Below are 737 nucleotides of genomic sequence, written 5' to 3' on the forward strand. Positions count from 1 at the left end.
GGATCTTTCGGTGTCGGGTTACTTGGATTGTTTGGATCTGGTGTGACAGTTGACATCTGTGGTCGAACGGTTACTTTAAATACCTGACTTGGATCCTTACCTGGCTCATCTGGGGTATTGTCAAATTTACGACCATCCGCTGTTGTGAAGCCATCTGTCACAAGTTCATATCCGTGTTTCTTCAACTTCTCAATCTTAGACGCTGTAGAATACGTGATATCCTCACCTTCGCTACCTACCTCTGTATCGACTGGACTTTCTCCATCAAGTGCTGAGCTAGGTACAAGATTGCCCGCTTCATCCTCATACTTAATCACGGCAAGCTGTGGTGCTTTGGCATCCGGACTGTAGATAACCACTTCCGTGATGTCTGTCGCAGTTTCATTAACGATCACTGCTTCTGTCGTTGATTGTGGTGTCACAACTGCTCCATTTTTCGTTGCAGTAGTCGCTGTGTAACCAGCTTTCACTGGCAAGGCTTGTCCTTCTAGCGTGCTATCGCCATCCTTAGGCATCCATTCTGTGTACGCTTCTACTTGTCCGCTTGCTAGATTTACCTTAGCCGTACGTTCAAAGGTTACCGTAGTCGTGAATGGTTCTGCTACTTTGTTCCCTGCATTGTCCACATAAGTAATCGTACGCGTGATGGTCTTCGTCAATTCAAGATTCTCAACTGATTTTGGCCATACCGGAGAGTTTGGATCGTTCGGATCAACTGGTTTTCCTGGAACTGGTTT

At 46.3% G+C, this 737-nt stretch carries 1 protein-coding gene; it reads right to left on the minus strand.

Going from position 1 to position 737, the window contains the following annotated elements; translation table 11 throughout:
- On the minus strand, positions 1-737 hold a 737-nt coding region (locus ABPH35_RS10945), incomplete at both ends, for a mucin-binding protein (protein ID WP_405054591.1).

The organism is Streptococcus handemini (assembly GCF_040984445.1).
Taxonomy (GTDB): domain Bacteria; phylum Bacillota; class Bacilli; order Lactobacillales; family Streptococcaceae; genus Streptococcus; species Streptococcus handemini.